The following is a 7813-nucleotide window of genomic DNA, read 5'->3' as shown; positions in this document are numbered from 1 at the left end:
TATATGCAATATTTACAAATTAAAACTAGCAAGCTGAACTTGCGAAACTTAAATTCTTTATAAAAGCCAAATAATGCGGGAATCTCTGTACGCCAATTATGAAGAGTCTTGTCCGCCATATCAATATTGCCGGGGAACATCCGAATAGCTTCAAAATATCTTCTGCTATACTCTTCACAAGATAACTTTGGTATTCGGCAACATTCGTTAGCCATGTAAAGCAATACACTTTCAATATTGCTTTTAAAACGTGGCCTCACAAAATGCAATCTATGCCAGTATTCATCCGGAACTTGATAATATATTATTTCTTTTTTTGCCATAATGTATTCAATAATTGTAAAGCTATAGCTTTTGCCATCAGAGGAGGCACAGCATTTCCTACCTGTTTGTATTGACTCGTTTTACTGCAAAGAAAAATATACCAATCAGGAAAAGACTGAATTCTTGCACTTTCACGCACAGTAGGCACCCTATTCCATTTATAATGAAAATGGTGGCGATGACCGGTATCAATTGTTATACTTGGCTTTTGACTGGAAAGTCTTGTCCATGCTATATGCACATTACGGGTTCTTTTAAATTCGTCAGGCAAATCCTTGTAGTTACCACCATCCGGAACAAGAGAAATAATTTCTGTAGTTCTATTATTATGAGCAGTAATTTCATGATTATAAATGCCTTTGCTACATTTACGCACATATCGCTGATAATCACTGCATGCTTCAATAGGATAATCACTGCCTTCAGGCAATGAACCTTCCGGGAGGTCGCTTATAGCTTCAAAAGTTGTAATCTTTTCGGTTTCTAAAGCTTTAGGAAATTCAAAATCCATTCCTTCAGATACTCCGACAAAAACTGCCCTTTTCCTATTTTGAGGTACACCATAATCTGAAGCTGTCAAGACTTTCACACTCACACTGTATCCTAATTTCTCAAAATCCCGAATTATCGTTTCACGAACAATTCCACCACCTATACTTAAAATATTGGGTACATTTTCCATTACAAACGCCTTAGGATTAAAACAGGAAACAAAATCCACAAAAGACTTATATAAAAGATTCCTTTCATCTTCAATGATGCGTTTTCCTGCAACAGAAAAACCCTGACACGGAGGTCCACCGATAATTACATCAACATTTTCAATATTGTATGTATCTTTTATCGTTTGTGGATTTATTGTTGAAATATCTGCACATAAAGTCCTTGATACATTCCGATTTGCAGCATAAGTATAAAGAGCATCCTGCCAATTATCTATGGCAAGAATTCCTTCAAACCCGGCTTCTTCAAACCCTAAGCTCAAACCTCCGCAACCTGCGAACAAATCTATAAACGTATATTTCTTATTTACCATGTAATGTCTATCATATAATGTGCAAAAATATAAATAAATACAGAAATATCAAAGATAACCTATAACAGTTATGATTAATATAAAAATACACGGATAAAGGCGGACTTTAAAAGAAATTAATTCCGTACTTTTGTATATCGGAAACATGGCGAAAACAAGCCGATGTTTTTTGGTGCCGACCATCGTCAGCAGCATCGCCTACCATGGTCGGCAGCAAAAAATATATTGACAGAAACATAAAAAAACAAGATTATGGGAAAGATAAAATACGATTTTTACAGAAATCCGGACAACAAGGCTGACAAACTAAAATCGAAATACCACATCAGAATCTGCGACAGGCAAACCATTGGCACAAAGGGGATTGTAGACAATATCCACATGAAAAGCACACTTACATCTGTGGATATAAATGCCGTAATAATAGCTTTTCAGGATGAGATAGCCAATCAGTTGGGGCAGGGAAAGATTGTACGCCTGGAGGGATTATGCAGTTTCGACATCAGTCTGAAACCTAAAAGCGGAATCTGTACCGGAGAGGAGAGCAGAAAGGAGATAGAGCTGAAATCGGTCAATATCAACCCGGAAAAGGAATTTATGGAAAGAGTACAGAGGTGTATAAGCGAAACGGGAATGGAGAAGGTGACAGGAAAACATTCAGTAACAATCCCGGATGAGAAAGTTGACTCTCTACTGACTGAATATTTCAAAAAAGAGAAGACCGTCACCAGACCAAAGTTACAGGAACTCTGCTCCATGACACGCTATATGGCCATGCAGCAAATAAAGCGTCTGACCGACAGCGGAAAACTGATAAACATTGGTTTCAAGAATCATCCGCTGTATGTGCCGGCTCCGGAATGCTTTGAAGCATAAGTCAAATACTGTCAGGAAAAAACGTTGCAATTTATGGGATTTATATTATAATCAGCTTTTAAACACCATTTAAATACAGTTTAAAATGTTATACTTTCGATATTTGGACGATAAAAACGGACAGTTTATCCATAATTTTATATAAAACTACAGGAAATGTTCTGTTTAGACAAAAAAACTTTCTACTTTTGCAACTTGTAACATAGTAATCATTTGCAAATGAAAATAAGAATATTGCCTGCATTGGTTGCCGGAGTTATGGCTACCACTGCTTTTTTGTCATCATGTCTGAAAAGCAACTATGCTGAAATAGACTATCCTGTAGAATCGAGCATTAAGGCTTTTTCTATAGGTACACTTCGTCAGACCATATACGGAAAGGACTCAGAGGGAAATGACAGCATCTATACAGATACCATAAGCTACGCTCATGTTCCGTTCACTATCGACCAGATAAACAGACAGATTTACAACAAGGACTCTCTTCCTAAGGAAGTTGACGTGACAAGGGTATTGGCCTCTATCTCGGCCGACAATGCTTCTATTTGGTATAAAAACAAGTATGACAGAGATAGTCTTTGGACCTCAGCCGATTCCTTGGATTTCACAAATGAGGTAACATTCAAGGTTTTGGCCTATAGCGAGTTGCAGAATAATTTCGTATTCGGCAAGCCATATACAGTAAAAGTTAATGTTCATAAACTTAATCCGGACTCATTGGTTTGGAAACATTTCGGGGATAAGAAGTTTGCGGAAGGTGTGACTTTTACAGAACAGAAGGCTGTATATATGAATGATTACATTTATGTTTTTGGAGAAACAGCCGAAGGAAACGTAAAAATCTATAAAGCAAATGTCAATAGAGGAAGCTTCACCTCATGGGAGGAAGTAAGTACTTCAATCACAAGTATTGATATCAATTCTGCCATTGTATATAATAATGAGGTACATTTCATTGCTGATGAAAAGCTATATAATTTAAATTCAAATAATCAAATAAGCAGCGAAACAAACCTCTCAAATCTTATTTCTGTAAATGGAGATAAGTTACTTGCCTATACAACAGACAATAAGATAGTAAGCCTTAATTCGGACGGAACGAAAGCTAAAGAAACCGATTTTATAGAAGGAAAAAATTTAAACGGCAGAATCAGCGCTGTTTCATATACAGCAGAGCATAATACTTCTTTGTGGAGAACTATCGTAATGAAGAACAGAGTCAAAAAAGTAGAATCTGATACTACAGCAATGGTATTCAACAATATCAGCAGCGAGGACAAATGGCAAGAATACACACCTATCAATCCAACTACATGCCCTAACCAAGGTAACATCTCTATGATAAGTTACGACGGCAAGCTGTTTGCCTATGGCGAAGATTTCGACTATTTCTATTCATCTACAGACAACGGATTGAACTGGAAAAAAGAAGAAGGATATATGATTTTCCCTGCTAAAGAGGAGAACGGCATCAAGCCTTTAAAAGACTATCTTAAAAGTGAAAGCTATTCTACTACAGTAGAAGGGTATTATGAGAACGACTCTTTCAAAGGTTCATTTATATGGTTCATATGGAATGACGGAAGTTTGACACGCTGTTGTCTAAACAGACTTATGCCAAAAGAATAAATCACTTAAACAGATATTGATAACATGCTATATAGAGAAAAAATTGACAAGACCAGAATTCCTGCACACATTGCCATCATAATGGACGGAAACGGACGTTGGGCAAAGGAGAAAGGACAGGCACGCACCTTCGGACATCAGGCAGGTGCGGAAACAGTACATGTCATAGCGGAAGAATCGGCAAGATTGGGAGTTAAGTTCCTGACTCTCTACACTTTCTCTACCGAGAACTGGAACAGACCGGTGGATGAAGTGGCTGCGCTTATGAGCCTGCTTATGGACTCGATAGAAGAAGAAACTTTCATGAAGAACAATATAAGTTTCAGAATCATAGGCGACACATCAAGACTGCCGAAGGAGGTTCTGGACCGTCTGAACAAATGTATAGAAAACACCTCGCGCAACACCGGCATGTGTCTGACTCTTGCACTGAGCTATTCTTCCAAATGGGAGATAACAGATGCTGTGAAGAGAATTGCAGAAAAAGTGAAAAACGGCGAGCTGTCTGCCGGTGAAATTACAGACAAAACCATAGACGAACATTTGGCTACCAACTATATGCCCGACCCTGAACTGCTTATCCGTACAGGTGGCGAGATAAGACTGAGCAACTATCTGTTGTGGCAGTGTGCATACTCGGAATTGTACTTCTGCGACACTTACTGGCCGGACTTCAAGGAAGAGGAACTGTGCAAAGCCATTTGCGACTATCAGGGTAGAGAACGCCGATTTGGAAAAACAAGTGAACAATTATAATATTAAGCAATGAGATACCGTCTTTTACTCATAACTATGATGACCATGGGCATGGCTTTCACAAACAGCAGCGCCTTCGCCCAGAACAATAATACCGATAATGACAAACCTGTGATACTGTACAACGGCTCGCCCAAGAAATACGAAATAGCCGACATCAAGGTATCAGGTGTGAAAAATTACGAAGACTACGTGTTGGTAGGCATTTCAGGCCTTGCCGTAGGACAGACTATCACTGTGCCGGGTGACGATATCACCGGAGCAGTAAAGAAGTACTGGAGACACGGATTGTTTTCTGACGTGAAAATATCGGCTGACAAGATTGAGGACAACAAGATATATCTGCACATTGAACTGAAACAGCGTCCGCGTATCACTGACATACGTTTCCATGGCGTGAAGAAAAGCGAGCGCGAAGACTTGCAGGCCAAGTTGGGACTCGTAAAGGGTAGCCAGATTACGCCTAACCTCATCGACCGTGCGAAGATTCTTATCAAGAAGCATTTCGACGAGAAAGGTTTCAAAAATGCCGAAGTAAACATCGTGGAACGCGAGGATAATGCAAATGCAGAACAGGTGTACGTGGATGTAAACATCGACAAGAAAGAAAAAATAAAGGTTCATCAGATTATTATAGACGGTAATACTGTACTGACAGACAAGAAACTGAAGAGGGTGATGAAGAAAACCAACGAAAAGGGTAAACTTATCAACCTGTTCCGTACCAAGAAATTCATCGAAAGCAATTATGAGGCTGACAAGCAGCTCATTATAGACAAGTATAACGAACTGGGTTACCGAGATGCCCTCATCGAAACGGACAGCGTAAGCCAGTACGACGACAAGACGGTAAATGTGTACATGAAGATATACGAGGGTGACAAATACTACCTGAGAGATATCACATGGGTGGGTAACACGGTCTATCCTTCTGACCTGCTGAGCGAACAGCTGAGAATGAAGAAGGGTGATGTGTATAACCAGAAACTGCTGAACGAACGTATCAGCGGCGACGAGGATGCCATCGGTAACAACTATTACAACAGAGGTTATGTGTTCTACAACCTCGACCCTGTGGAAATCAACATCGACGGTGACTCTATCGACCTCGAAATGCGTATTACCGAGGGTCCGCAGGCTACTATCAGCCATGTACGAATTAACGGTAACGACCGTCTGTATGAAAATATCGTACGACGTGAGTTGAGAACCCGTCCGGGTGACCTCTTCAGTAAGGAAGCTCTGGAACGTTCTTATCGTGAAATCGCACAGATGGGACACTTCAACCCTGAAAACATAAAACCGGACGTACAGCCTAACGTACAGGACGGTACCGTAGACATCAACTGGGGACTTGAATCAAAAGCCAATGACCAGGTGGAATTCTCGGCAGGATGGGGACAGACAGGTATCATCGGTAAGTTGAGTCTGAAGTTTACAAACTTCTCGTTTGCCAACCTGTTCAGAAAGAATGACAACTACCGCGGCATTCTTCCTCAGGGAGACGGACAGACGCTTACCATCAGCGGACAGACCAACGGTAGATACTATCAGTCGTACAGCGTTTCGTTCTTCGACCCATGGTTCGGAGGTAAGCGTCCTACTTCGTTCTCTGTATCGGCATTCTACTCTGTACAGACTGACGTGAGCAGCCAGTACTACAACTCTGCTTACATGAACAACTACTATAACATGCTTTACGGTTACGGTAGCTACAACAACAACTATTATGGCAACTACTATAATAACTATGAATCTTACTACGACCCTGACAAGTCTATCAAGATGTTCGGTGCGTCAATCGGTTGGGGTAAGCGTCTGAGATGGCCTGACGACTATTTCACTATCTCGGCTGAGCTTTCTTACCAGAGATTCATGCTTAAGGACTGGAGCTACCTGTACATCAAGCTGAATAACGGACAGTACATGAACACAGGTAACTGTAACAATATCAACCTGAACCTGACTCTTGCCAGAAACTCTACAGACAATCCTATCTTCCCAAGATATGGTTCTGAATTCTCGGCATCGGTTTCGTTCACTCCTCCTTACTCGCTCTTCAGCAACAAGGATTATTCAACATACGGTAAAGACAATTACGAAGAAGCTGCCAGCATGTATAAGTGGATTGAATACCACAAATGGAAATTCAAAGCAAAAACCTATACAGCACTTCTGCCGATACAGAAATGTCCGGTGTTGATGACACGTACCGAGTTCGGTATCTTGGGACACTACAACAAGTACAAACGTTCTCCGTTCGAAACATTCTACGTCGGTGGTGACGGTATGACAGGATACAGTTACAACTACGCTTCGGAAACTATCGCTCTCCGCGGTTATGAAAACGGTGCGCTGACTCCATACGGTAGCGAAGGTTATGCATACATCAGACTCGGTGCCGAACTGAGATATCCGCTTATGCTTGAAAACTCAACAAGTATCTATGCTCTCGGATTCGTTGAAGCCGGTAATGCATGGACAGATGTAGCTAAGTTCAATCCGTTCCAGTTGAAACGTTCTGCAGGTGTGGGTGTCCGTATCTTCCTCCCTATGATTGGTATGATGGGTATCGACTGGGCATACGGTTTCGACAAGATAAACGGCTCAATGCAGTATAGCGGAAGCCAGTTCCACTTCATCATCGGTCAGGAGTTCTAAAAACAGAACTCTCTGACAGAAACAGTGGATAAGAATACTAACCATTTAAAACACGAGAATTATGAAGAAGATGTTTCTATCATTGCTGTTTGTTATGGCAACCTTAATGACAGCACAGGCACAGAAGTTCGCTCTTATTGACATGGAGTTTATCCTGAAGCAGATACCTTCGTACGAACAGGCCAACAAGCAGATGGAAAACCTGTCGAAGAAATGGCAAAGCGAGGTAGAAGCTAAGGCAAAAGAGGCAAAGGCTTTATATGAGGCATACCAGAAAACAGCTTCTACAATGAATGCCCAGCAAAGGACTGCCAAAGAAGAAGAGATTATAAATAAGGAGAAAGAGGCGGCCGAACTGAGACAGACTTACTTCGGTCCGCAGGGTGAGGCCATGAAGAAAAGACAGGAACTTATATCTCCTATACAGGATGCGATATACAATGCCGTAAAAGAAATAGCAACGCAGAAAGGTTATGATGCTGTGATAGACAGAGCTTCGGCCCAAAGCATGATTTATGCATCACCACGTAT

Annotated in this window: 7 protein-coding genes; 5 read left to right on the top strand and 2 right to left on the bottom strand. The window is 40.9% G+C overall.

Annotated features, from left to right (window positions below):
• Nucleotides 1-323: hypothetical protein (locus QZ379_RS09465; protein ID WP_291563677.1), on the bottom strand; the 323-nt coding region annotated here is incomplete at its 3' end.
• Nucleotides 305-1360 carry a DNA cytosine methyltransferase gene (locus QZ379_RS09460; protein WP_291563675.1) on the bottom strand — a complete coding sequence of 352 codons (1056 nt, stop codon included), beginning with the start codon at nt 1358-1360 and terminating at the stop codon, nt 305-307. The genes QZ379_RS09460 and QZ379_RS09465, both read right to left, overlap by 19 nt.
• A 252-nt stretch (nt 1361-1612) precedes the next feature.
• Between QZ379_RS09460 and QZ379_RS09455 the strand changes: the two genes are divergently transcribed.
• The 5 genes from QZ379_RS09455 to QZ379_RS09435 all read left to right on the top strand — a co-directional run.
• Nucleotides 1613-2236, top strand: a complete 624-nt coding sequence (locus QZ379_RS09455) for an HU family DNA-binding protein (protein ID WP_291563672.1) — start codon at nt 1613-1615, stop codon at nt 2234-2236.
• A gap of 219 nt (nt 2237-2455) precedes the next feature.
• On the top strand, nt 2456-3865 hold the full coding sequence (locus tag QZ379_RS09450) for a DUF6242 domain-containing protein (RefSeq protein ID WP_291563669.1): 1410 nt from the start codon (nt 2456-2458) through the stop codon (nt 3863-3865).
• 24 nt (nt 3866-3889) lie between these two features.
• Complete coding sequence (locus tag QZ379_RS09445; protein WP_291563666.1) at nt 3890-4621, top strand: isoprenyl transferase; 732 nt, start codon at nt 3890-3892, stop codon at nt 4619-4621.
• Between the two features lie 9 nt (nt 4622-4630).
• Nucleotides 4631-7282: a POTRA domain-containing protein gene (locus QZ379_RS09440; RefSeq protein WP_291563664.1), complete on the top strand. Its 2652-nt coding sequence runs from the start codon at nt 4631-4633 to the stop codon at nt 7280-7282.
• A 61-nt stretch (nt 7283-7343) separates the two neighbouring features.
• The coding region (locus QZ379_RS09435; protein ID WP_291563662.1) for an OmpH family outer membrane protein at nt 7344-7813 on the top strand (470 nt) is incomplete at its 3' end.

It is taken from the genome of Bacteroides sp. (assembly GCF_019417265.1).
Classification (GTDB): domain Bacteria; phylum Bacteroidota; class Bacteroidia; order Bacteroidales; family Bacteroidaceae; genus Phocaeicola.
Note: the sequence above shows the minus strand (reverse complement) of the source record. Positions and strands in the feature narration are given on the sequence as shown.